The organism is Bacillus sp. EB600 (genome assembly GCF_024494385.1).
GTDB lineage: Bacteria > Bacillota > Bacilli > Bacillales > Cytobacillaceae > JAEVLT01.
Window position 1 is genome coordinate 58130 of record NZ_JAEVLT010000007.1, and the last position, 24182, is coordinate 82311.

Below are 24182 nucleotides of genomic sequence, written 5' to 3' on the forward strand. Positions count from 1 at the left end.
AGTGGTCAGTCACCTTTCAAAGTGCAGCAAGGGTTGAAAGAAAAATAATAGATTATCTTTCAAAAGGAGGATTTATCGATGCCGTACGTAGAAGTGGAAAAAGATGTTCAGTATTACTATGAAGATCGGGGTCAAGGTGCACCAATTGTTTTTGTTCATGGATGGGGTATGAACCGGATGGTTTGGGAAAGACAGGTAGTTGATTTAAGTGAGCAATTCAGGGTAATTACCATTGATTGCCGCGGCTGTGGAAAATCTGATAAGCCTGCACATGGCTATGAAATCTCTAAACTAGCAGATGATGTTCATCAAGTTATCCAAAAACTTTCTTTAAAAGATGCGACCCTTGTTGGCTGGTCGGCCGGGGGATCGATTGTAATGGATTATGTCACTCGCTATCGCGGCGGCGAGGTGATTAAGGCAGTATCAGTTGGCGGGGCAGTCCCCCGGTATACGAATACAGTTGATTTTGAACTGGGTTTCCCCCAAGAAGCTGTTAAAGAAACGTTAACAGCGATGCGGCTGAACCGCCCATCTCTGTTACGCGCCATTGCTGATGGCTGCTTTCACCAAGATGTTGGTCAACCGATGAAAGATTGGTTTTTTAATATATTCATGGAGCAAAGTTGGTTTACGGAAAAGACAATGGAAGACCTAGGTAAGATTGACTTACGAAATAAATTAGGTGATATTTCGATACCGGTGGCCCTTTTTCATGGGCTTCATGACGGAGTTGTTCCACTTTCTTTATCTGAATATTCTGCAAAAGAGATACCAGAAGCAAAATTGGTCGTTTTTGAAAACAGTTCACACGCACCATTTATCGAAGAAATTGATCGCTTTAATGAGGAGTTAGTTTCTTTTATTCATTCTTAATAGGATAACAAAAATGTTGAATAAAAGAGGGAGGGAAATGACATGTATAATTTTAGTCCAACTGGTGAACAAGAAGAACTGTTATCCAAGGCGAAAAAAATAATGGAAGAAGACGTCTATCCTGCAGAAAAACATATTATGCCAGGAATAGGATTACCAGATGAGATTCTAAAACCTATCCAAAAAAAAGTAAAGGACCAGAATTTATGGGCAGCCCATCTTCCAATAGAGGTAGGTGGATTAGGTCTAGGAAATGTTTTTCTTGGGCTATTAAACGAGTTATTGGGAAGCAGTCCAATTGGTCCGAGAGTATTTGGAACAGCTGCTCCTGACACGGGGAATACAGAAATCCTCTTGAAAGCAGGAACCCCTGAGCAAAAGGATAGATATTTAAGACCTGTTATCAATGATGATATCCGTTCGTGCTTTGCCATGACAGAGCCTGATGTTTCGGGGGCAGATCCAACGGGATTACAAACAAGGGCTGTCAAGGATGGCGATGAATGGGTGATTAATGGTAAAAAGTGGTTTATAAGTAATGCTGGATTATCCTCTTTTGCGATTGTAATGGCTGTTACGAATCCTGACGCACCTCCACATGAAAGGGCAACAATGTTTCTTGTCGATAAAGGAACTCCTGGCTTTGACCTGATTCGCGATATAGGTGTAATGGGGGATTTCAGTGAAGGCGGACATTGGGAAATCCACTTTACTAATTGCCGAATCCCTTCTGAAAACATATTGGGCAAGGAAGGCGAAGGATTTAAACTAGCTCAAATGAGATTAGGTCCCGGCCGCATCACGCATGCTATGCGCTGGTTAGGCGTCATGAATCGCAGTTTTGATTTAATGCTTGATTATGCACTCAAACGAAAAACCCGTGGAAAACCACTAGCTGAATTGCAAACGATTCAAAATTTCATTGCAGATTCAGCAGCGGAAATTTCAGCATCAAGACTGATGACCCTTCATGCTGCATGGAAAATGGACCAAGGGGAAGATGCACGAAAAGAAATAGCCTTAATCAAATTTTATGGGGCAAAAATCTTAAATGATGTAATAAGTCGGGCCATTCAGGTTCATGGTTCTTTAGGCTACTCAAAGGATACACCGTTGGAAGCGTTCTATCGGGAAGCAAGAGCAGCCCATATTTACGATGGCCCAGATGAAGTGCATCGGATGGTTGTGGCAAAACGACTTTTAAAGGAATACCAAAATAAAATAAATAAACCATTAGCAGAAAATTTTCGAAGGTAAAATAATGGTTAATTATCTGTTCTCAAGGGGGTATTCCTGAACAATCGATGAGGTCAAAGGAGGTAACTAAGTGGGAAAGATACTGGATATTAGCGGGAAAGTGGTTGTCATTACGGGAGGTAGTCGAGGATTAGGAGCTGAGATGGCAAGGGAGTTTGCTGCAAGCGGGGCTGACTTGGTGTTAGCTAGTCGAAATAAGGAAAGCTGTGAGAGTGTCGCAAGTGATGTCCGAAAGCTGGGCAGAAAAGCCGTAACCGTTTCATGTGATGTGTCCAGCGTATCCGATATTCGCAACCTGTTTAATCGGGCGATGGAGGAATTTGGGAGAGTTGACGTTTTAGTGAATAATGCAGGAGCAAATGTAACAAAATCTGCAATCGAGGTGTCGGAAGAGGATTGGGACTATATCAATGATGTCAACATAAAAGGATTATTTTTCAGCTGCCAGGAAGCAGCAAAGATCATGATTCAGCAAAATTCCGGAAAAATCATTAACATTTCATCAGTCGGAGGGGTAAAGCCTTACAAACGGATTGCACCTTATACGGCAACCAAAGCAGCAGTTATTCATTTAACTCGCTCGTTGGCTGCTGAGTGGGCACGCTATAACATTCATGTTAATTCGATTGCACCGGGACTAATTGGGACTGAAATAAACAAAACGGAAATGGAAAACAAAGAATGGCTTGAAAGGTCAATTAAGGCAATCCCATTAAGAAGATTAGGTGAACCGAAGGATATTTCACAAATCGCATTGTTTCTTGTTTCAGATGCAGCTGATTATATTACAGGACAGACATTTTTTATCGATGGCGGAACACTTGCGGAGTAGAAAAGGTAGGTAAATAGAAATATAGAAAGGAGGTAGGCATTTTTGAATCTACCACTTCATAACATTCGCGTTTTAGATCTTTCGCGGTTATTACCAGGTCCCTATTGTACAATGTTTTTGGCGGATTTTGGCGCAGAGGTTATTAAAATTGAGGAACCAAATACAGGTGATTATGCTAGATTGGAAGAGCCAAAGCTTGGAACGGACAGCGCAATTTTCTCTTCATTGAATAGAAATAAAAAGAGTGTCACCCTTAACTTGAAATCTGAAAAAGACAAAGAAATTTTTTTAGAATTAGTTAAAACGGCCGATGTGGTGGTTGAATCTTTTCGTCCTGGTGTAATGGAACGATTAGGGTTAGACTATGAAACATTAAAAACCCTTAATTCTAAAATCATTTATTGTGCGATTACGGGTTATGGTCAAACCGGTCCTTATGCCAATTTGCCTGGTCATGATTTGAATTATATTAGTTATGCAGGGTTACTAAATTTGCAGGGGGAGCGCCATCGAAAACCATTTCCGCCAGCCGTGCAGATTGCCGACATCGGAGGTGGATCTTTAATGGCTGTAATTGGGATTCTGCTGGCTATCCAAGCCAGAAATAGTACCGGCAAGGGGCAGTTTGTCGACATTTCCATGTTGGACGGAGCTGTATCCTGGCTACAAACAACCCTCCCAAACTATTTAGCAAATAATCATCCACCGGTCAGAGGTGAGCTGCCGTTATCAGGTGAAAAAGCATGCTATGAAGTATATGAAACCTTGGATCAACGCTATTTATCAGTGGGTGCTTTAGAGCTGAAGTTTTGGACCGAGTTCTGTAAAGGCATCGAAAGAGAGGACTTGATTGAATTTCTTGATGCACCTCAATCCAAACAAGATGACATGAAGAATCAAATTGGGATGATAATCAAAAGAAAGACTTTAGAAGAGTGGATTGGGATATATACTAACTTAGAAGCATGCGTTTCTCCAGTGCTAGCGTTTGAAGAATTAATCAATAATCCGCAAATTACAGATCGTCAAATGATTCGCGAGGTACCAGGTATAAATGGCAAACAATTAGGCATACCGATCAAGCTCTCAGATACCCCTGGGTCGATATATTCTAATGCTCCTCTATTAGGAGAACACAATAAAGAAATTTTTGACGAGCTTGGCTATGTAAAAGGGAAAATTTAAAGGAATTGTCATATAGGAAGCTTATTAAACTTCTAATAAATAAAAGTAAAAAAATTCAGAATATTCTTGCATATAATCGAAAGCATGATTATAATAAAATCAAATGGTTGTTTGTTTTTAGTAAATGGTAAAATGGTTGTTATTTTTCAAACAAACGTTTGATTTACATTACAAGCGGTTTCACTTTTATCCATGGTAGTTCAAATATTTCATATAAAATTTTATTAAAAGGAGTGTTTGGTAAATGAAAATGGGTCTTTTTTATGTAAATGAGTGTCATGACAAAAATTATGAACGCGCTTACGGGGAAATGCTGGAACAAATTCAGTATGGTGAAGAAATAGGCTTTGAGAGCGTGTGGTTAGCAGAGCACCATTTCAGTGCCTATGGAAGTATGCCTTCTCCTCAGGTGGCGGCAGCTGCCATTTCACAAATTACTAAAAAGATGGATATTGGAATTGCTGTTAGTATCCTGAATTTCGACAATCCTGTGCGTATTGCCGAAGACTATGCGATGGTGGATGTCTTAAGTAAGGGACGCTTAAAGTTTGGCGCGGGACGCGGCTATCAACCAAGTGAGGCGAAAGGCCTTGGGATTAGTTTAGAAAGAACGAGAGAACGGTTCTGGGAGTATGTAGACATCATTCAAGGGTTATGGAGTAATGAAACGTTTAGCTATCACGGAGAATTCTATGAATTTGACAACTTAAGATTAACGCCAAAACCGGTCCAGCAGAGAATCCCATTCTATCATGCTTGCATTAGCCCTGAATCCTTTGACCTCATGGTAGAAAGAGGCGCACAGGAATTTATGGTAACGCCTACTCTAATGGTTATGGATGACGTACTTGAATATACAAGACGAACTAGAAATCGTTTAGTTCAAAAAGGGATAAACCCATCGATTCACATGAATTTGCAAATGAACATTGCTGATGATACTGATCAAGCGATAAAGAACGTTGAAAAAGAGATGGCAGTTTATTTTAACAAAGTGCTTGAGTTAATTCCTGGTGCAAAAGGAACACAGGCTCCTGCTACCTATGAGCGGTTTGCTGAAGTAGCAAAAGAATTTGACGGCCCAGTCAATGTTGGGGCATTAAATCAATCGGGAGTTGCTATATTAGCGGATTCGAAGGAAGCGGTTAATCGGCTTGAGGTCGTTGAAGAAGCTGGAATTAATAGTATGTCCTGCTGGTTCCGGATGGGAGATATGGAACACCGTAAGGTTATGAGAACAATGAAACGATTTGCAGACGAGGTTTTACCTTACTTTAAATCTACAGCAAAAAAGGTTAATGTCTAATTATTTATAATAATTTTACTTAGAAGTAGGGAATAGGATATTCAAAATTAGACTAATAAAATAAGAGAGAGAGGGTAAATGAAAAATTCATTTACCCTCTATTTCAGTAGATAGAAATATTTCAGGAGGGCCTCTTATTTTGGTGGGAGCTTATTGACAAGAGTGACCATGGTATATAAATAATTTTCCTAGTCAATTCAAGCTACAAGGCTGCAGCGGCAGGTTTTTCAATAAATTTTCTGAAAATTAAAAACATGGTATTGAATCAACGTTTTATTCTTGTTATAATAAAAAACAAACAAACGGTAGATTTATTTTGAAAATTTTATTAGGTGGTGAAAAAGTGAATCAATCACAATATAGTGAAACAATCCCCATTCGAAAGGGGGAGGAATTCAATCAGGAAACGCTAAGAAGTTTTCTAAATGAACATGTAGATGGATTTCCCAATAAACCTTTAGAGGTAAAACAATATCCTACAGGAGTCTCTAATTTAACATACTTCATTCGCAGTGGTGAATGGGAAGCTGTTATGCGTCGTCCACCATCAGGTCCTTTACCTCCAAAGGCACATGATATGAAAAGAGAATCCGATCTTTTAACAAAACTTCATCCAGTATTCCCACTTGTTCCTAAACCATATGTTTATTGTAATGATCCGGAAGTGCTGGGTGAACCATTTTATGTAATGGAGCGAAAACATGGAGTTGTATTGGACTACAAGTTTCCAGCCGGGTTTACTGCTTCAAAGGAGTTATGTAAAGAAATATCTTACGCTGTTGTCGATGCACTTGCACAATTACATTCTGTCGATTATGAAAAGGCGGATTTAGCTAATTTTGGCCATCCAAATGGTTTTTTGGAAAGACAAGTAAATGGATGGATCCACCGTTACATTAAGTTTAAAACGGATGAAATTCCCTATTTTGAGCCTATGGCGAAATGGTTGGTAGATCACATTCCATCATCCCAGTATGCAAGCATTATTCATAATGACTATAAATTAAATAATATGCTGCTTTCAAAGGAGTTTAAACAAATCGAGGCCATATTAGATTGGGAAATGGCAACGATTGCCGATCCATTCTTTGACTTAGCGTGTGCATTAGGTTATTGGATGGAGGAAGAAGATCCTGATTACCTAAAAGATAGCCTGCCAACTGTTACAACCTTGCCTGGATTCATTAAGCGAAAAGACTTTATCCAAAGATATGCTGTAAAAACTGGCAAAGACATTCCTTCTCTGACCTTTTATATGGTTTTTACGTATTTTAAACTCGCAGTTGTGTTGCAACAGATTTATTATCGTTGGAAAGTGGGGCAGACGAAGGACGAACGGTTCGAAACCTTTATTAAAAAAGTAAAGAACCTTATGTATTATGCATATGAAGTGTCTGAAACAGGAAATTATTAAGATTTTGATAAAGATTACTTTTTCCCCATCCCAAAATTATGTTCACCCATATGACTATACAATTGTGAAACAATAGAAGTAATGATAGAATTTTTTCAAACAACCATCTGTTTTATGGTGGAGACTCCAGGGGTACAATTATTCAAATAATTTTATTGGATGGGTAGGGGAAAAGAGTATGGGAAATTCAAATATAAAAAAGCCAACAAAAAAATCAAATGAGAAATTCATTAAAATTATCAATGCAGCGGCCAAAATTTTTCGAGAAAAAGGATATAAAGAGGCCACATTAGAAGATATTGCTAATGAGGTTGGAATCCTGAAAGGAAGCCTTTATTACTATATAGATAAAAAAGAAGACCTGCTATATGCAGTTGTTGAAAGGCCGTTAAGTGAAATGACGGAAAATTTGAAGGGAATTGTTAACTCGGCAGATTCGCCGACACTAAAATTAGAAAAAGCATTAGAAAACCAAATTAATGGTTTTGAACGGTACCAAAGTGAACTATTTGTTTGGATTTCAATTGAATGGTTTAAATCAGAATTTGGCGGAGAGATCGCAACATTGGGGGATGAAATTGATCGCCTGCTCCGAACCATAATAATCGAGGGAATTGAAAAGAAAGAATTTAGAAGTGATTTAGATCCCAAACTGCTGACTTTTGCGATATTCGGTGTGTTTAATTACATGCAGCGCTGGTATTCACCAACAAATGGATATTCTTTTCAGGAAATATATGTGCAGTTTAAAAAATTTATCCTTCAGGGGATCATGGATAAGGTTCTTTTGTGTTCTACTTCTGATCATTAAATGTTGATGAAAATAAAGAATCCCGCCAACCCAGCGGGATTTTGTTCTTGTCTGGGGAATTTAGGAAAACATGCCAGCGATTAAGTTTAATTGAAGTTATGTTTTACAAACTAACCGCAATAGTGTATCTGCTCCACCTATAATGCTAGAAGTCCCCCATTTCAAGGCTGGCTGCCCTGGTAATTCCACGAATATACTAAATCTTCCTGGAAGAAGGTTGTGTAAGCGGAACATACCATCAGTACCCAGGCTATTATTCTCAAGGTGAACATTCGTTTTTGTTTTGTAGGTAGAGACAATCTTTCCAGAAATTCGAGCGGATACAATTGCATTTGCTATAGGATTACCTAATTGGTCGACAATTTGTCCATAAAAACTGCCTTTTCGAATCTTAGCGCCTTTATCAGGAGTGTGTCTTCCTGAGGTACTTCTCCTGGATGATCCTCTCCTAGTAGTTCTACGAATCGTTTTTCCCGTTCTACGATTTACAGCATTAGAAGCATTTAATAACCCATACCCGTAAAAGTTATTCCATTGTTTACTTTTCTCATCTATGGGATCAGCTGCCCTTTGAATAAGTTGAATCACTTCTGCATTACTTAAATCTGGGTAAATAGCAAATAAGAGTGCAGCCAACCCGCTAACAAAAGGCGTCGCTTGCGAAGTTCCTTGCAGTGCATCATAGGATCGCATTTTATGCGGGGTAGAATAAGTTGGAGTAGTGGAGAGAATACTCGTGCCAGGCGCTGAAATTCCGATATTCATTCCCCAGTTCGAAAATTCAGCAAGATCATTGGCTTTATTTGTAGCAGAAACAGCTAGTACAAAATTATATCCAGCAGGGTATTCGACCTTGTTTTTGCCTCCATTTCCTGCAGCTGCTACAATGACAACTCCTTTTAACCAAGCATAGTCAATAGCACGTTGGAATGCCAGACTAAAGGGCGGTCCGCCAATACTTATGTTAATCACCTTAGCACCGTTAAGGACAGCATATAAAATACCTGCAATGAGCCATTTCGCCTTACCTCCATTGGGACCTGCCACTTTTACGGGCATGATCTTTGCTGAATTATAGCTGATTCCAGCTACACCTCTTTTGTTATTTGTTACAGCTGCTGCAATTCCAGCAACATGTGTTCCATGGCCATTTTCGTCTTTAAAATCATTACGGTCTTTAGTGGTAAAATTAACTGGTTTAACAATTTTGGATGACAGATCAGGATGATTAGGGTCAATTCCTGTATCTAAAATCGCGATCGTTACTTTGCGATCAATCTTTCGGGCTAACTCCCATGCTGCTTCTGGATTTACTCGTTTAAGTCCCCATTGGCTTTGAGGACCATCATATAATACCCGTTTAGGTTGTTCATAGTATGGATCGTTTGGTTGAAAACTTATAGAATATGTGGTATTTTCCTCTACAAATGCAACGTGATGAGAAGATTGATAAACATTTAAAACATTTTGAAACACTATCTTCAATACTTCAACTACTTCCACATTAATTGCATCAAACCTTGAAACAAGCCTTGCTCCAACCTTGCTGTGTAATTGATTCTTTTGTTCGTTAGTTGTTTGGGGAACAAAACCTACTAACAAACTAATGATTTCATTCACCTTAACTCTCCCCTCAAAGATGCTTGTCATGCCTGTCCGGCATACAATAAAGTATTCAAGATTGAGAGAATTGCAACGGCGAATATCACAGTAGTATAAATATTTTATAGGGAAATAGTAACAATTAAAAGATTATTTCTATTAGACGAAATTTTGCAAAAAGTGATATGCTAATAGCGTAGTAAAAATTCAGAATATTAAAGGAAGTACAAAAACAAATATCAGAATATCTAAAAATATTCTGAGACATCAAAGCAATGCTAAGGTGGTGAGTAAAATGTAAGGGGTTACAGCTGCTGCTGCGCAGCAAAGGGGATGTAAGCCAATCAATCTTGAGTTAAACAATACTTTATAGAGGTGAAAAAAATGGGAAAAAGAAATTATGTTATTGACAATAAAGAAGAATGCAAGTTTTTGGTTAACCGGAAAACATTTGTTGACCCAGAGATTTTAGCAGAAGAACAAGAAAATATCTTTAGTAAGTGCTGGATTTATGTCGGCCATGAATCAGAACTAAAAAATAGCGGAGACTTTCACACAAGAAATGTTGCAGGAAGACCAATCATTTTTACTCGCGATGACGAAGGACAATTCCATGTATTATTAAATACGTGTACTCATAGAGGATCATTAGTATGCCGAGGCGAAAATGGGAATTGTAAAACTTTCTTATGTACTTACCATGCATGGTCTTTTAAAACAAATGGCGCTCTAGTTGGTGTACCTATGGAAGCCAGCTATCCAAAGAGCTTTAACAAAAAAGACTACGGTTTACATGAGGTAAGAAGCGAAAGCTATAAAGGCTTTGTATTCTGTAACTACGACGATAATGCAATCAGCTTGGAAGAATATTTAGGGGAAGCAGCACTATACTTAGATTATGTTGCAGATCAGTCTGCAGTCGGAATGGAAGTTTTAAAAGGAACACAAAAATATGCAATCAGAGCAAACTGGAAGCTTCTGGGTGAAAATAGTATCGATGGCTATCACGTTGCATATAATCACAAAACATACCTTGAATATTTGACGGATGAAGGTCAGGATGTTTCAAAAGGGCTATATGGCCAAGGAAAATCATTAGGAAACGGCCATGCCGTTATGGAATACGAAGCACCTTGGGGAAGACCAATCGCGAAAGCCCAAGCAAATTGGGATGAAGAAACAAAGGAACGGATTGCTAAGTTACGTGCGAAAATTGTTGAACGAGTTGGCGAAGAAAAAGCTCATATGATGTGTGACGTCAGCAGAAACGTGTGGATTTTCCCTAACTTAATCATCAATGACATCATGTCATTAACTATTCGGACATTTAATCCAATCAGCACTGATTATATGGAAGTAACTGCATGGGCATTAGGACCAATTGATGAAAATGCACAAGAAAAGGAACATCGTTTAGATACGTTCTTAACCTTCCTTGGACCAAGCGGCTTTGCAACACCAGATGATATTGAATCATTAGAAACAGCTCAATTAGGATTTAAAAATACTATCAATGAAGTTGAGTGGTCTGATATTTCAAGAGGCATGGACCGTGAAGTTTCACCAACAACGGATGAAAAACAAATGAGATCCTTCTGGAGAAAGTACGTTGAGTTAATGGATCCGGAGGAAGACCAAGCTGCAGCTCAAACAAATAAAGCAGAAACAGAACAATTAATATAATAGAGGGGGCGGAATTATGAAAATTACGGAGGAAAAAATTACTCAGCAAACTATTGAGCAGTTTTTATATAAAGAAGCAGATTTACTGGATTCATGGAAATTAGACGAGTGGTTAACTTTAATGACAGAAGATTCAACATACTCTGTTCCAACTACAGATAATGCAGATGGAGACTACAAAGATTCTCTTTACTTCATTGCTGATGATTATCATAGATTAACAGCACGGGTAAAACGTTTAAGCAGCAAATTTTCACATGCTGAAAACCCTAGGTCTCGCACTCGGAGATTTATTACGAACGTTCAAATTGTGAATGAAGCAGATGGCAAAATCGAAATTGCAGCCAACTTTATCGTATATCGGATGAGATATGGCTTTACTGATGCTTACGTTGGCAAGTACAATTATACCCTTATTACTGAAAATAACGAATTGAAAATTTTAGACCGTAAAGCAATTCTTGACATTGAAGGACTTCGACCACATTCAAGAATCAGTATTATCTTATAAGGAGATGTAAGAATGATTCGCTACGCAAAGCTAGGATATGTTGCTCTAAATGTAAGCAATCTTGAAAAATCCTGTGACTTTTATGGAAGATTACTTGGCTTGGAACGGGTAGAGTCCGACGTTCCGAACACTGCTTTTTACCGCGTCAGCCGTGATCATCATAATCTGATTCTTACACAGGATGCTAATCCAGGATTAAAGCGAATTGGACTGGAATTAGAAGCACCGAAAATGGTAGATGCAACATTTGACTATTTCTCAAGCCAAGGGTTAAACCCGCAACTGGTGTCTTTAGAAGAGCTGGATATTCTTCAACAGGCAAAATCTTTTCGGGTAGTAGATCCTTTCGGCGTAACTTTTGAATTCTATAGTGATATGTCTCAGTTACCTTTAGAGTTCGAACCAACTGTGGCCGAAATTCAAAAATTAGGCCATGTGGTCTTAAAAACGCCGGATGTTGAAAAAGCCACAAATTTCTATAATGATGTGTTCAATTTTGCCATTTCAGATTATTTATCTGGTACAGGATCGTCGAACAAAGGCGGAACCTGGTTCAGATGTTTCCCAGTTCCATATCATCATTCCTTCGCTGTCTTTGAAGGCCAAGATACTAGTCTTCACCATGTGAATTTTATGGTTTCGACAATTGATGATATTGGCAAAGCTGTCAATCGGTTCAAGAAAAACGGTGTGAGTATAGCAATGGGTCCTGGCAGACATGCTCCCTCAGGCGCGATTTTCTTATATGTTTTAGATCCGGATGGCATAACAATAGAATACAGCTTTGGCATGGAGGAATTCTCGGAAGTCAATCCACGCAAGCCAAAGTATTTGGCACCTGACCCAGAAACCATCGATCTCTGGGGTGGCCAGGTTGCAGATCATAAGATGGCGGGCATCGGAGTTAAAGGCTTAATGCCAGTTTGATAACTTGTTTTTATTATAGCATAGGTTAATAACACATGCATAGTGTAAACTAATGAAATTATGAGAAAATTATAAAATTGCTATAGTTGGTGAGGAAAGTAACTAAACTTCCTTGCCAACTATTTTTTTATAGTTTATAAAACGTTTCAATTTGATTAAAATACATATAGGATCCTTCCTTAATCAGAAAGTAATTTTAATAGACTATTACTCCATTAAAAGACGATAATAGCTATTTATCAATGGCATATTGTAAGGGGAATTATTATGGTTGATGTAAAATCAGTAAAAATCGATGGTGAAATAATTCATGTCTTTAAGAGCATGATTTATATTTTCGAGTCAAGTTCGGTGTTGACCTTAGAATTAGATATGATTGTCAGTGAGGTTGCTGTAAAAAGGTATAAAAATGAAGAAACTTTAATTGTCGAGATTGAATTAGAAGATGGCAGAATCATTAGTTCCATTATGCATGTAAAAGTCCTATCAGGACGATTGCCACAGCTGAATGTGTACGTGGAACTAGGTGACTTAGATGAGTACTCAGACTTTCAGATTGTTCATGAAAGTGATTCCTCATATCCAAATCTAGAAGAAGGCATCACTATTGAAGAGATAAGAAAAGTGGAAATGCCTAATGAAAAGATCACGTTAAAGTTAAATTTACCGATCGATCAAACTGAGTGGCTAACTAAACAAAAGGTAAAAGATTTAAATAACATTTTCAAAGAACTGATCTATAAGTATTGGGAAAAATAGCAAGAATCACTTATTTTTCAAAGCTATTTTTCCCATTTATCAGATAATGACGATAATGGAACAGAATAACGGTTTTATCCCTTTATTCCCTGAAGCCATTCTTGATAACACTCATGGCACAATACTTCCTCTTTTTCAATAGTAGTCATATCAAACGTTACAAAATGGATTTCATTTTCTTCAATGTCATTGGTACAATAGAAACATTTGTGACTCATTTGGAATCCAATCCTCCTCAATAAAAACAAGTATTCTTAGTTTAAAACGATGTCCTATTTTTTATACTTATAAACGATAGAAAGAATATAAGCTGAGGATCAATTAAAAGGCTGATGAATTTTTTTCATCAGCCTAAAAAAAGTTATTGTGGGTTTAATGATTCTGCTGCTACTTCCTTTTTTCCTTTTTCATTGCTGGAGAGACGGTCGTTGGTTAAAAAGAAAACAAAAACGAGTACCAAAATGGCTGGAATAAGCGCCCATGTAAATGTGTAACTAATCGAATTGGCTAGATTGTCAATAATCTTGTCAAGAATGGGCTTAGGTATTTGTGATCGTGCTTGTTCAGACAAAAGGGCACGCGGATCACTTTGGTTTCCCCCAGGAAACAGTTGGCCGGCTCCTCCAAAGGATTCCTTTAATTTATCGGAAAAAACATTGCGCTGAATGATTCCATATATCGTAATTCCAACGGTCATTCCAAGCTGACGAACGAACGATAAAGTTGAATTGGCTGATCCTCGCCGTTCCGGTCCAAAATTATGGATTGCAGACATGTTGAGAACAGAAAAGGAGGCACCTGTGCCTAAACCAATAATAATCATATACAATGTTATCGTTGTCCGCGATGTACTTGCTGAGACAGTACTCAACAAGTAAATGCCAATCAGGAATATAACAGCAAAAACGAGCATGATATTACGGTATCCGAATCTTGCAGCACTCATTGCCCCTGTCTGTGCCGAAACTACAACACCAAGCATCATCGGCAGTAAAATCAGCCCTGAGTTTGTTGCTGTGCCGCCTGTTACTCCCTGAATGAAAATAGGAATGTAAATGGAGCCTACAATAAATGCGATTCCGTAAAGCAGTCCCACGATTGTACTTGAAGCATACAAACGGTCTTTAAACATCGTAAAGGAAATTACCGGGTCTGAGGCTTTTTTCTCCGCTAAGAGAAACGTTAAAAATAAAACAGCAAATCCGGCAAACAAATTAAGAATAACACCAGAATTCCAGGCATATTCATTTCCGCCCAGTTCCAAGGCGAACATCAAACAAACGACTGCACCTACTAGGGTAAATGCCCCGAGCCAATCGATTTTCTGTTTGTGGTGTTCCAGTGACTCCTTGTAAAACTGAGATATAAAAAATAGAGCAATGATCCCTAATGGTAGATTAATATAGAAGATCCAGTGCCAGCTGATATTGTCCGTGATATATGCTCCAAGCAGCGGTCCAAATATGCTGGATAACCCGAAAACTGCTCCAAACAAGCCGGTCATTTTGCCGCGCTTTTCGGGCGGGAAAATATCAAATAAAACGGTAAAAGTAATTGGAACTAATGCGCCACCGCCTATTCCCTGTATAGCTCTATATACACTTAACTGCTCAATGCTTTGTGCTGTGCCGCATAAAATGGAACCAAACATGAATAGGGCAAGACCCATGATAAAAAAACGTTTCCGGCCAAACATATCGGAGAGCTTCCCAAATATAGGCATCCCGGCCATTTCGGCTACCATGTAAGCGGATGTTACCCAAATAAATTTATCAAGCCCGCCCAAGTCCCCGATAATGGTCCCCATCGCTGTAGCGACAATGGTATTATCCATAGATGCCATCAAGAGAGAGAGAAGCAATCCCGCAACGACAAACCCTTGGTTATTTTTTATTTGTGTCATAAACATCCCCTTTACCCTATTTTTTAATGTTTATATGGTAATAAATTCAAGATAAGCGATATCTTCAGAATAATCAATGGAATTATTTCTTTTATTAGAAAATTTACATTGAATATGTAATTGGAAACGGCAGTTAAGTTTTGAAGGTATAATAAATGCGTCTGGACAAGGCATTCTAACAAGAGGCTTCTTACCATTCGAATAAAAAGAAATCATCCTTTGCCTATAGTGGAATTAACAAAAACATAAAAAATGATTCATTTCCAACACTTAAATATTTTTCGACAAATCCCGGGACGTGACATTATACTGCCATCAATAGTAAAATAAGAGAATAGACAAGAAAAAGAGGGAAATTTATATAGTGTGGAGGACAAAAAGTGACATATCAATTAAAATCTGCGTTTAAAATGTTTGCATTGAATTCAAATCGAGAACTGGCAAATGAGTTGGCTACACTCTTAGGCTGTGAGTTAGGAAAATGTTCTGTTTCTCAATTTAGTGATGGTGAAATTCAAATTCATATTGAAGAAAGTGTTCGAGGCAGTGAGGTATTTGTTGTTCAATCAACTTCATCCCCGGTCAATAAACATATCATGGAGCTTCTTATCATGATTGATGCGTTGAAAAGAGCTTCAACTAGAAGAATCAATGTTGTCATTCCTTACTTTGGGTATGCACGACAAGACCGAAAAGCTCGATCTCGGGAACCGATTACTGCGAAACTAATGGCTAATCTTTTGGAAAAGGCTGGAGCAACCAGGGTTCTTACAATGGACCTACATACTTCTCAAATTCAGGGCTTTTTTGACATACCTGTTGAACATCTATATGGTGTCACCATCCTTTCACAGTATTTTGAGAAAAAAGGCTTAGAAGATATTGTTGTTGTAGCGCCGCATAATGGCGGAGTAGTAAGAGCAAGAAAAATGGCTAATCTGTTACATTCTCCCATTGCCCTTATCGATCGACGTCGCCTCGAAGCAAATGCAGCAGAAACGATCAATGTCGTTGGAAATGTAGAAGGAAAAAATGTGATTATTATTGATGATTTAATTGATACAGGCGAAACCATTACTTTAGCCGCTAAAGTGCTTGCAGAAAAAGGGGCTAAATCGATCTATGCCGGCTGTACTCATCCTATTTTCACTGGTCCAGCTATCAGTAGAATAGAATCATCACCGATTAAAGAATTAGTCGTGACGAATACAATTGAGCTGCCAAATGAGAAAATGATCGATAAAATTACAACTATCTCGGTTGCACCATTGCTTGCAGAGGCTATTGATCGGATTCATAATGAAAAAGCAGTAAGTCCTTTATTCGAATAAGGTAAATCAAAGAGCTTGGACACCAAGCTCTTTTCTATTGCTCGCTGTTATAGATTTACTTATACATCGAAGATGATAAATAATGTTTTAATTGATTGCATATAGCGGATGAGAGGCTATAAAATATCCCGCCAATACTGAATTGGCGGGATTTCATTATTTCGTTATATTGTGGTCATTACAAATTTTCTTAAGTAATCCTTGGCATCCCTCATTAATCAGATTGTAGGTTTCCTGGAAATTCCCTGTGTAATAAGGATCCGGGACATCCTTTTTGTGATCAGTTAAGTCGAGTAGACGAAGGATTTTCGGATGATGAGGATGCCCAGTCAGTTCATAAATGTTCTGTATATTGCTTTCATCCATTCCGATAATATAGTCGAACTGGTTGAAGTTTTCTTTCACAAATTGGCGCCCTATTAGGCCATCTGATGAGATATTGTATTTTTTTAAAATGGCAAGTGTTCCTTTATGGGGAGGTGATCCAATGTGCCATGAACCTGTTCCTGCGGAATCAACCTTGATTTTGCTGCTCAGATTATCTTTTTTGAGTAAGTCACGGAATAATGCTTCAGCCATCGGTGAACGGCAAATGTTTCCGAGGCAGACAAATAAAACATTGATCATGAAGTAAGCCCCTTTTTGATACTATTATACTAATGTTTTTATTGGAATGCACTTTTATTTAGTTAAGATAGAAACTTGTATAAATCTTAGATAAAATGGAACAAGAGACGTTGCCAAGAGGCTGGGGAGGTGTGCTAATTGAAACGGGTTGTTATATCTTGGAGTGGCGGTAAGGATTGCTGTATGTGTTTGGACAGAGTGATCCAAAAGGGTTATCAAGTTGTAGGTTTCATTACTATGGTTACTGATGTTTTTAAGAGAACCTGTGCTCATGGCATTTCGATCGATGTGGTAAAAATGCAAGCTGAAGCCTTACAAATACCTGTCACTTTTGTAAATTCTACACCTGATTACGAAAATCAATTCGTGAACGCGCTAATAGATATAAAAGAAAACCAAAATATTGATACAGTAATTTTCGGATCTCTTTATGTAGAGGCGGATCGACAGTGGAATAAACAAGCTACGGCAAAAGCGGGACTGAACTCGGAATTTCCCCTGTGGATTCATTCAAACGATGTAAGTCAACTGGTCAAGGAATGGCTGCAATCAGGTTATCAGGCCATTATTTGTAGAGCGAAAGACGGCTGTTTAGATAAGTCGTGGGTGGGGAAAAGTTTAAGTACTAATTTTTTCAATCAAGTCACCAATTCGGCAATTTGTCCAATGGGGGAAATGGGGGAATTTCATACAATTGTTGTTGATGGACCATTATTTAAGAAAAGATTAGATTTGACTCATACCGACATTGTATTAAACAGCGGTCTTTGGTCATTGGATATTAAAGGAGCGAAATTAGCAGTAAATGATTTAAATTAAAACAATTTTTTACAGTTTCTCTTGTTAGTGTTTCTTCAAACCCCTGGTTGCAGGGGTTTTTTGTGTTTGCATAGATTTTCCCAATTTGAGAAAAAATAAAACCATTGAAACTTATTAAAAAGCTATGAATATACATGGGGAAAGATATTTCGTCATTTAGGAAGTGGAGATTATGGATTTGGCAGATGTATTAATTATTATCGGGTTTATTATGGCGGCAGTTGCTATTTTGACACCGGTTCTATTGCTTATCTATTTGTTATCAGTTGATCGAAATCAGAGAAGACACTCCATTTTAAGAAACTATCCTGTTTTAGGACGGATTCGCTATTTTTTTGAAAAGATCGGCCCGGAAATGCGGCAATATTGGTTTAATAGTGATACCGAAGGAAAGCCATTTTCTAGAGATGAATATGAACATATTGTTAAAAATGCTAAGTACAAACGTGATGTTGTCGCGTTTGGTTCAAAACGGGATTTTGATGAAGATGGTTTTTATGTTCGAAATGATATGTTTCCAAAGCTGGCGGAAGAAATAAAAATGGATTCAGATACAATGGTTAGAACAAAAAGATACCTATTAATGAAGGATCCGCTTTTTACACAACGAAAAGAAACGTGGGAGGATGACGATTCACCAGCTTTTTTATTACATGATGATGATGTTGTTGTGATTGGTTCAAATACAAAACATCCCTTCATTCTCAAAGGTCTTATTGGAATGTCTGCCATGAGTTATGGTGCATTAGGGAAAAACGCAATTACCGCATTATCAAAAGGATTAGCGATGGCGAAGGGCACATGGATGAACACAGGTGAAGGTGGATTATCTCCCTATCATTTAGAAGGTGGGGTTGACATAATCATGCAGATCGGCCCGGGGCTGTTTGGGATTCGCGATCTAAATGGAGAAGTGGATTGGGATGAGCTAACAAGGAAAAGTGAGATTCCACAAATTAAAGCATTTGAAATCAAACTTGCCCAGGGTGCCAAAACACGGGGCGGTCATATTGATGCAGAAAAGGTAAACCCGGAAATAGCCGAGATCCGTAAAGTGGAACCGTATAAATCCGTCGACAGTCCTAACCGTTTTCACCAGTTTAGTGATGTACCTTCGATGTGTGATTTCATCGAAAAAATCCGCGACCACACCGGAAAACCGGTGGGAATGAAAATTGTGATCGGTGGAAATGACAGTGCAGAAGAATTAGCCAGATATATGAAAGAAACCGGCAAAGGTCCTGATTTTATCACTGTGGATGGCGGTGAAGGCGGAACAGGAGCGTCTTATCAGGAATTGATCGACAGTGTCGGTTTGCCGATTAAATCGGCGCTGCCGATTTTAGTAGCAACCCTTCAAAAGTATGGGGTGCGTGATCGGGTTAAAATCATTGCTTCCGGTAAGCTGTTCACTCCTGACCGAATCGCCGTTGCATTGGCGATGGGAGCTGATCTTGTTAATATTGCCCGTGGCTTTATGATTTCAGTAGGATGTATTCAAACCATGAAATGCAATTCCAATATTTGTCCGGTGGGGGTTGCCACAACTGATCCCGATTTACAAAAAGCGCTTGTCATCGATGAAAAGAAATACCGTGTGGCAAATTATCTTGTCTCCTTACGAAAAGGTCTGTTTCGAATTTCAGCAGCTGCCGGTATTGACTCACCCATTTATTTTCGGCCCAAACATATTAGTTATAAGAATGAAAAGGGTGTAGTTGTATCATTAGAAAGTATTCTCCACGAAATTGGCCAAAGGATAGGGGCGAACTAAAAAAGTTTGCGAGGTAATACGAAAAAAAGAATTCTGGTAACAAGTGAATTGTCATCCAGAATTCTTTTCGTAAGCGAAACCAAAACTTTTGAATTATTCTTTTTTCTCAACCTTTACTAACCCTTTGCCTAAATTATTCTTTTCAAAATAGCAGATTACCTCATCCGAAACTTGTATCTTATCACCCGAATGGATGCTTTTAGAAGAAAAATGGATCCCTGTACCGTCTTTAGCTTTCCCGTAGTATTGATTACCTTTAATGTCAGTAATCTTGTATTCCATCGTAATATACCCAGAAGAAGCATTGCTTTTAGGGGTTGTGTTAACTGGGGCACTTGTATGACCTTTAACTAATGCTAGTACCAATAAAATGATCGAGAGCACCACAAGGATGATTACTTTTTTTAACATGCTGAACTACCTCCCTCTATGTATTTTACGAGATGGTAGTGGAATGTAAATCCTCCTACTTTCCCTTAGCCTTTTTACCTATTGGTTTATATGTTTTGTAGCTATTATAACACTTTTTGATATGCATGAAAGGCAAGGACTGCAGCGAGTATTGAAGAACAATTAAAATAGTAAAAAAGAATGGTAAGATTACAATTTTTTCTTTTATTATAAAAATGTATCAATTTATTTAAAATTGACCAAACCCTTATTAATCGACAACTTTTTTAAAATAGCATGTTTATAATGACAGCAACTAAAGGAGAGGAGAAAAGTTTGTGTTGGCTTGTAGCCAAAATTCATTTCATTTTAAAAAAATTAAATCCTCATCAGAAATCAGTATACATACAAAGGGGAAATTGCTAAATAGGAAAATAATTTAATGGGGAGAAATTTGTGATGGTAATTTTAAGCTATTTAAGCACATACATCTTGCTCCTTCTTGTTATTATTTGGCTGATTAACATTGCTTTTAATCAGTTTCTTAAATAAACGTACGAGAAGTTGGGAATCACTCGGAAAATTGGAAAGATAAACCAGTCTGTTATAAAATACTATTGATAGGTTGAATTTCTTTGGTCTATCGGAGAAACAAAATTAAAATCATGAAGGAGAGAAGGATTTGTCAGTATACTCATTTCAAGCAAAGTTATCAAATGGAGAAGAAATTAGTCTAGAAACATACAAAGGCAAAGTGATGTTAATTGTGAACACCGCAAGTAAATGTGGATTTACACCTCAATATGAAGGACTAGAAAAATTATATGAAACGTATAAAGATAATGGATTTACGATAGTAGGTTTTCCTTGTAACCAATTTGGAGGACAAGAGCCGGGAAGTAATGAAGAAATTAGCAGCTTTTGCTCTTTGAATTATAATGTGACTTTTCCAATCTTTCAAAAAATAGACGTGAACGGGGAAAAAGCACATCCTTTATATCAATACTTACGTGAAAAGGCACCAGAAGATTCTGATTTAGATAAAAGCGGCTCACTATACAAGCTTTTACGTGATAAGATGCCAGCATTATTAGAAGGTTCAAATATTAGATGGAACTTTACAAAGTTTTTAATTGATCAAAATGGAAATGTAGTGAACCGTTTTGCACCAACAACAAAACCGGAAGATATCGCGGAGGATATTAAAAAATTATTGGTAAAGTAAAAAAAGGTAGTCAACATATTAGTTGTAATTATATGTTGACTACCTTTTTTATGTGGTATGAATTACGAAACATGAAGAATTTAAATTTCATACAATGCAAATTGTTGAACGTATCACCTTATGCAAATATTAATCCCATTTTTGGAAAAACTAGTTGTTAAGGAGATAAGGAGGGTAAAAAAGTGGACGCAAGCCCTGAACGAAACAACAAGACTTTTTGCATGAGCGAATACGATGAATTAAAGCGAGTAATTCTTTGTCAGCCTCAATATATGTCGATACGTGAAGTGATTAATGAAACACAGGAGTATTTTAAGGACGAGGGTATACATATTGAAATTGCACTTGAGCAGCATGGCAAATTTGTCAAAACGCTTCAGGATCATGGAATCGAAGTAATTTTATTACCCTATCATAAAAAATATCCCGAACAAGTTTTTACTCGTGATGTTGGTTTTACACTAGGGCAAACGATTTTTGTTGCTAAGATGGCAACGGACGTTCGAGAAGGGGAAGAAGACGTTTTAAAACAATGGCTTGAGGATGAAGAAATTTCCTACTTTAATTTAGTGGAGGAACGAATTGAGGGCGGAGATGTTATCATTGATCGGGATACGATTTACGTAGGATTAAGCAACCGGACAAGTCAGGGGGCAGTCGAACAATTACAGCGACTATTAAATCAATTCAATGTTATTGCTATCCCATTTAAAGAAAAATACCTGCATTTAGATTGTATTTTTAATGTGGTATCACCTGAAGTGGCCCTTATTTACCCGCGTGCATTAACGAAAAAAGATATCGACTTCTTTGCTTCGCGCTATGAATTAATTGAAGTATCGGAAGATGAACAATTTCAACTGGGCACAAATGTATTAAGTATTGGCAACAAAACGGTATTGAGTCTTCCCGTTAATACGAAGGTAAACAAACAGCTTCGTAATAGGGGCTTTCAAATCATTGAGGTAGATATTTCAGAAATCATTAAATCTGGTGGCTCCTTCCGTTGCTGTACCCTTCCGATCTTGCGAAGAGGGTGAAACCAACCAAAACCCACAGCGCCTCAAGATTGCTGTGGGTTTTGACAGAATTGATGCTATTTTTTACAGCCATTCTTCAGGAATTGAACTATTGTCAGCAATTTCAAAGGCTGCATTCGTGATTGCCTGTGCAAGAGTATCGCCAGTTGCACATTTGTCATTAAAGCAAACCTTGGAAACTCCTTTTGGTGTATATGTAAATCCGTATTTTTCTAATCTTTTAACGATTAGCATTGCATGTTCCAAGTTTTGATCAGGTTGAAAATCATAAATGAAATTGCTATCTTCCTCATCATACCATCTATCCCATCTATTTAATTTCCAACCTAGTATTCTCCGTGCTATTACTTCTACATTGTTCATTTCCTGTGGCCCCTTTACTCTAGATTTTTTTATTTTACCATTTTCATCGTAAAAAGTACTATGCTGATGTATTTTATTACCGTGAATTTTTTTGGAAGCAGCGAAACACAAGCAGAAAGGGTCTAAAAGGAATTACCAACTTGAACGGATTAAGAGGATGCAAATTTGATATTTCATGAAAAAGCCTTCACTTCTTCTCATAAGTGAAGGCTTTGTTTCTCATACTCGTTTCATTAGTTAAAAGCGTTCACTTTGATTGCTGGAAGGATCCTCTGTAGTGTGCTTTTTTCCTCATCATTTAAAGCGATCAGTGGTAAGCGGAGACCTCCGACATTGATCCCATTCATATTCAATGCGGCTTTTACGGGAGCCGGACTTGGGGCAGCAAATAACGCTCTAATAATTGGGAGAAGACGCCGGTGTGCTGAAGCAGCATCCTGAAGATTACCATTTTTAAAGTTATTAATCATGTCTTGTAGTTCATTCCCAATTACATGGGATGCAACGGAAATGACTCCTGCTCCGCCAATGGCTAAAACTGGTAATGCTAATCCATCATCACCGCTGTACAACGTAAAATCACTAGGGGTTTTACTAATGATTTCTGCCATTGCATCTAAGTTGCCGCTTGCTTCTTTCACGGTCACAATATTATCAATCTTTGAAAGACGAATAATTGTCTCTACTGACATATTGACAGCACTCCGGCCGGGAATATTGTAGAGAATGATTGGCAATTTTGTAGATTCGGCAATCGCTTTAAAATGCTGATACATTCCTTCTTGGGATGGTTTGTTGTAATAAGGGGCAACGAGCATAATCCCATCAACGCCTGCTTCCTCAGCAAGTCTAGTTAAATGAATGGATGCTTGAGTATTATTTGAGCCGGTCCCGGCGATAACTGGGACTCTCCCTCCTACAACTTCGACAACACATCTAAATAAAGCAACTTTTTCTTCTACTGTTAAGGTAGGAGACTCTCCGGTTGTACCTGAAACGACTAAACCATCAGTCCCATTCGCTAATAAATAATTAACTAACGTTCTTGTAGCGTTAAAATCAATCTCGCCATTTAGATCAAATGGTGTAACCATAGCTGTTAATACTTGGCCAAAATTCATCATTTCTCACCCTTTTAATAGTTTTATAAAAAATTAGAGGTGGTGGTTTAGGCCCTTCGAAAATCAACGCAAAAAAGCAACAGTGAAGGCTCACTGTTGCAGTAGAAACATAAATAAAAGTTCGTTCCCATGCGTGAGATAGCCCTCCATATAGTTTCCTATATGACAGTCCTGTATTTCTTCAACAACAGAACCAGCTTCATGATAATGAGAATCTATGAAGCTTCGGCAAATTCCCCTTTCCACAATTGTCATTGGATCTCATTATCCTCAGATTGCGTACTAATGGTCTTTGCGCCTCTATCCCTCACTTCAAAAAGTATTGAAGTAAGAAAATTATTTAATTGATTTTAAATATATCATAATTATCCTTAAAAATCAAGGATATTTGGATAACTTTCTCAAATGCATTTTGAAGACCGTATT

General features: G+C 37.9%; 23 protein-coding genes and 1 riboswitch. Of the genes, 16 read left to right on the top strand and 7 right to left on the bottom strand.

Going from position 1 to position 24182, the window contains the following annotated elements:
• Nucleotides 1–78 precede the first annotated feature (78 nt).
• The 7 genes from JN080_RS09835 to JN080_RS09865 all read left to right on the top strand — a co-directional run bounded on the left by JN080_RS09835 (nucleotide 79) and on the right by JN080_RS09865 (nucleotide 7681).
• Nucleotides 79–876, top strand: a complete 798-nt coding sequence (locus JN080_RS09835) for an alpha/beta fold hydrolase (protein WP_256235798.1) — start codon at nucleotides 79–81, stop codon at nucleotides 874–876.
• Between the two features lie 42 nt (nucleotides 877–918).
• Complete coding sequence (locus JN080_RS09840) at nucleotides 919–2133, top strand: acyl-CoA dehydrogenase family protein (RefSeq protein ID WP_256235799.1); 1215 nt, start codon at nucleotides 919–921, stop codon at nucleotides 2131–2133.
• A 70-nt stretch (nucleotides 2134–2203) separates the two neighbouring features.
• A complete protein-coding gene (locus tag JN080_RS09845) occupies nucleotides 2204–2965 on the top strand; it encodes an SDR family NAD(P)-dependent oxidoreductase (RefSeq protein ID WP_256235800.1) in 762 nt (253 codons plus the stop codon).
• Nucleotides 2966–3007: 42 nt separating this feature from the next.
• On the top strand, nucleotides 3008–4150 hold the full coding sequence (locus JN080_RS09850) for a CaiB/BaiF CoA transferase family protein (protein ID WP_256235801.1): 1143 nt from the start codon (nucleotides 3008–3010) through the stop codon (nucleotides 4148–4150).
• A 244-nt stretch (nucleotides 4151–4394) separates the two neighbouring features.
• Nucleotides 4395–5456, top strand: coding sequence for an LLM class flavin-dependent oxidoreductase (locus JN080_RS09855; RefSeq protein ID WP_256235803.1), 1062 nt, complete (start codon nucleotides 4395–4397; stop codon nucleotides 5454–5456).
• A 343-nt stretch (nucleotides 5457–5799) separates the two neighbouring features.
• Nucleotides 5800–6870 (top strand): phosphotransferase family protein, encoded by a 1071-nt coding sequence (locus tag JN080_RS09860; protein WP_256235804.1) that lies wholly within the window; start codon nucleotides 5800–5802, stop codon nucleotides 6868–6870.
• Nucleotides 6871–7048: 178 nt separating this feature from the next.
• A complete protein-coding gene (locus JN080_RS09865) occupies nucleotides 7049–7681 on the top strand; it encodes a TetR/AcrR family transcriptional regulator (RefSeq protein WP_256235805.1) in 633 nt (210 codons plus the stop codon).
• Between the two features lie 96 nt (nucleotides 7682–7777).
• On the opposite strand, the gene JN080_RS09870 is transcribed toward JN080_RS09865, so the two are convergent.
• Nucleotides 7778–9301 carry a S8 family serine peptidase gene (locus JN080_RS09870; protein WP_256235806.1) on the bottom strand — a complete coding sequence of 508 codons (1524 nt, stop codon included), beginning with the start codon at nucleotides 9299–9301 and terminating at the stop codon, nucleotides 7778–7780.
• Nucleotides 9302–9667: 366 nt separating this feature from the next.
• Between JN080_RS09870 and JN080_RS09875 the strand changes: the two genes are divergently transcribed.
• The 4 genes from JN080_RS09875 to JN080_RS09890 all read left to right on the top strand — a co-directional run bounded on the left by JN080_RS09875 (nucleotide 9668) and on the right by JN080_RS09890 (nucleotide 13163).
• Entirely contained in the window at nucleotides 9668–10966 is a 1299-nt protein-coding gene (locus tag JN080_RS09875; RefSeq protein ID WP_256235807.1) for an aromatic ring-hydroxylating oxygenase subunit alpha, read from the top strand.
• Nucleotides 10967–10982: 16 nt separating this feature from the next.
• A complete protein-coding gene (locus JN080_RS09880) occupies nucleotides 10983–11477 on the top strand; it encodes an aromatic-ring-hydroxylating dioxygenase subunit beta (RefSeq protein WP_256235808.1) in 495 nt (164 codons plus the stop codon).
• Between the two features lie 12 nt (nucleotides 11478–11489).
• A complete protein-coding gene (locus JN080_RS09885) occupies nucleotides 11490–12404 on the top strand; it encodes a VOC family protein (RefSeq protein WP_256235809.1) in 915 nt (304 codons plus the stop codon).
• Between the two features lie 267 nt (nucleotides 12405–12671).
• Nucleotides 12672–13163 carry a hypothetical protein gene (locus JN080_RS09890; protein WP_256235810.1) on the top strand — a complete coding sequence of 164 codons (492 nt, stop codon included), beginning with the start codon at nucleotides 12672–12674 and terminating at the stop codon, nucleotides 13161–13163.
• A gap of 74 nt (nucleotides 13164–13237) precedes the next feature.
• Here the strand turns inward: JN080_RS09890 and JN080_RS09895 are convergent, their stop codons facing one another.
• Both JN080_RS09895 and JN080_RS09900 read right to left on the bottom strand, forming a co-directional pair.
• Nucleotides 13238–13381, bottom strand: coding sequence for a hypothetical protein (locus JN080_RS09895; RefSeq protein WP_256235811.1), 144 nt, complete (start codon nucleotides 13379–13381; stop codon nucleotides 13238–13240).
• Between the two features lie 143 nt (nucleotides 13382–13524).
• Entirely contained in the window at nucleotides 13525–15066 is a 1542-nt protein-coding gene (locus JN080_RS09900; protein WP_256235812.1) for an MDR family MFS transporter, read from the bottom strand.
• A 380-nt stretch (nucleotides 15067–15446) separates the two neighbouring features.
• On the opposite strand from JN080_RS09900, the gene JN080_RS09905 reads away from it, so the two are divergent.
• Complete coding sequence (locus tag JN080_RS09905) at nucleotides 15447–16397, top strand: ribose-phosphate diphosphokinase (RefSeq protein ID WP_256235813.1); 951 nt, start codon at nucleotides 15447–15449, stop codon at nucleotides 16395–16397.
• A 156-nt stretch (nucleotides 16398–16553) separates the two neighbouring features.
• Here JN080_RS09905 and JN080_RS09910 read toward each other — a convergent pair whose 3' ends face one another.
• The gene (locus JN080_RS09910) at nucleotides 16554–17024 is read right to left on the bottom strand and encodes a low molecular weight protein-tyrosine-phosphatase (RefSeq protein ID WP_256235815.1); all 471 of its coding nucleotides are present in this window, start codon (nucleotides 17022–17024) and stop codon (nucleotides 16554–16556) included.
• 138 nt (nucleotides 17025–17162) lie between these two features.
• Between JN080_RS09910 and JN080_RS09915 the strand changes: the two genes are divergently transcribed.
• Together JN080_RS09915 and JN080_RS09920 are read left to right on the top strand one after the other, a co-directional pair.
• Nucleotides 17163–17843, top strand: a complete 681-nt coding sequence (locus JN080_RS09915; protein ID WP_256235816.1) for a Dph6-related ATP pyrophosphatase — start codon at nucleotides 17163–17165, stop codon at nucleotides 17841–17843.
• A gap of 172 nt (nucleotides 17844–18015) precedes the next feature.
• Nucleotides 18016–19617, top strand: coding sequence for an FMN-binding glutamate synthase family protein (locus JN080_RS09920; RefSeq protein WP_256235817.1), 1602 nt, complete (start codon nucleotides 18016–18018; stop codon nucleotides 19615–19617).
• Between the two features lie 93 nt (nucleotides 19618–19710).
• Here JN080_RS09920 and JN080_RS09925 read toward each other — a convergent pair whose 3' ends face one another.
• Nucleotides 19711–20028 (bottom strand): hypothetical protein, encoded by a 318-nt coding sequence (locus JN080_RS09925; RefSeq protein WP_256235820.1) that lies wholly within the window; start codon nucleotides 20026–20028, stop codon nucleotides 19711–19713.
• Between the two features lie 661 nt (nucleotides 20029–20689).
• Between JN080_RS09925 and JN080_RS09930 the strand changes: the two genes are divergently transcribed.
• Nucleotides 20690–21232 (top strand): glutathione peroxidase, encoded by a 543-nt coding sequence (locus JN080_RS09930; RefSeq protein WP_256235821.1) that lies wholly within the window; start codon nucleotides 20690–20692, stop codon nucleotides 21230–21232.
• 221 nt (nucleotides 21233–21453) lie between these two features.
• A complete protein-coding gene (locus JN080_RS09935; protein WP_256235940.1) occupies nucleotides 21454–22272 on the top strand; it encodes a dimethylarginine dimethylaminohydrolase family protein in 819 nt (272 codons plus the stop codon).
• 63 nt (nucleotides 22273–22335) lie between these two features.
• On the opposite strand, the gene JN080_RS09940 is transcribed toward JN080_RS09935, so the two are convergent.
• Nucleotides 22336–22635, bottom strand: a complete 300-nt coding sequence (locus JN080_RS09940; protein WP_256235822.1) for a BC1872 family protein — start codon at nucleotides 22633–22635, stop codon at nucleotides 22336–22338.
• A 233-nt stretch (nucleotides 22636–22868) separates the two neighbouring features.
• The gene (dapA, locus tag JN080_RS09945; RefSeq protein WP_256235823.1) at nucleotides 22869–23756 is read right to left on the bottom strand and encodes a 4-hydroxy-tetrahydrodipicolinate synthase; all 888 of its coding nucleotides are present in this window, start codon (nucleotides 23754–23756) and stop codon (nucleotides 22869–22871) included.
• A 131-nt stretch (nucleotides 23757–23887) separates the two neighbouring features.
• Nucleotides 23888–24067, bottom strand: a riboswitch (Lysine riboswitch).
• Between the last annotated feature and the right edge of the window lie 115 nt (nucleotides 24068–24182).

Excerpts from the sequence above, each read along its gene's own strand:
- JN080_RS09835 (WP_256235798.1), top strand. The coding sequence starts at position 79 with ATGCCGTACGTAGAAGTGGAAAAAGATGTTCAGTATTACTATGAAGAT.
- JN080_RS09840 (WP_256235799.1), top strand. The coding sequence starts at position 919 with ATGTATAATTTTAGTCCAACTGGTGAACAAGAAGAACTGTTATCCAAG.
- JN080_RS09855 (WP_256235803.1), top strand. The coding sequence starts at position 4,395 with ATGAAAATGGGTCTTTTTTATGTAAATGAGTGTCATGACAAAAATTAT.
- JN080_RS09865 (WP_256235805.1), top strand. The coding sequence starts at position 7,049 with ATGGGAAATTCAAATATAAAAAAGCCAACAAAAAAATCAAATGAGAAA.
- JN080_RS09875 (WP_256235807.1), top strand. The coding sequence starts at position 9,668 with ATGGGAAAAAGAAATTATGTTATTGACAATAAAGAAGAATGCAAGTTT.
- JN080_RS09880 (WP_256235808.1), top strand. The coding sequence starts at position 10,983 with ATGAAAATTACGGAGGAAAAAATTACTCAGCAAACTATTGAGCAGTTT.
- JN080_RS09885 (WP_256235809.1), top strand. The coding sequence starts at position 11,490 with ATGATTCGCTACGCAAAGCTAGGATATGTTGCTCTAAATGTAAGCAAT.
- JN080_RS09890 (WP_256235810.1), top strand. The coding sequence starts at position 12,672 with ATGGTTGATGTAAAATCAGTAAAAATCGATGGTGAAATAATTCATGTC.
- JN080_RS09895 (WP_256235811.1), bottom strand. The coding sequence starts at position 13,381 with ATGAGTCACAAATGTTTCTATTGTACCAATGACATTGAAGAAAATGAA.
- JN080_RS09900 (WP_256235812.1), bottom strand. The coding sequence starts at position 15,066 with ATGACACAAATAAAAAATAACCAAGGGTTTGTCGTTGCGGGATTGCTT.
- JN080_RS09910 (WP_256235815.1), bottom strand. The coding sequence starts at position 17,024 with ATGATCAATGTTTTATTTGTCTGCCTCGGAAACATTTGCCGTTCACCG.
- JN080_RS09920 (WP_256235817.1), top strand. The coding sequence starts at position 18,016 with ATGGATTTGGCAGATGTATTAATTATTATCGGGTTTATTATGGCGGCA.
- JN080_RS09925 (WP_256235820.1), bottom strand. The coding sequence starts at position 20,028 with ATGTTAAAAAAAGTAATCATCCTTGTGGTGCTCTCGATCATTTTATTG.
- JN080_RS09935 (WP_256235940.1), top strand. The coding sequence starts at position 21,454 with ATGAGCGAATACGATGAATTAAAGCGAGTAATTCTTTGTCAGCCTCAA.
- JN080_RS09940 (WP_256235822.1), bottom strand. The coding sequence starts at position 22,635 with ATGAACAATGTAGAAGTAATAGCACGGAGAATACTAGGTTGGAAATTA.
- dapA (WP_256235823.1), bottom strand. The coding sequence starts at position 23,756 with ATGAATTTTGGCCAAGTATTAACAGCTATGGTTACACCATTTGATCTA.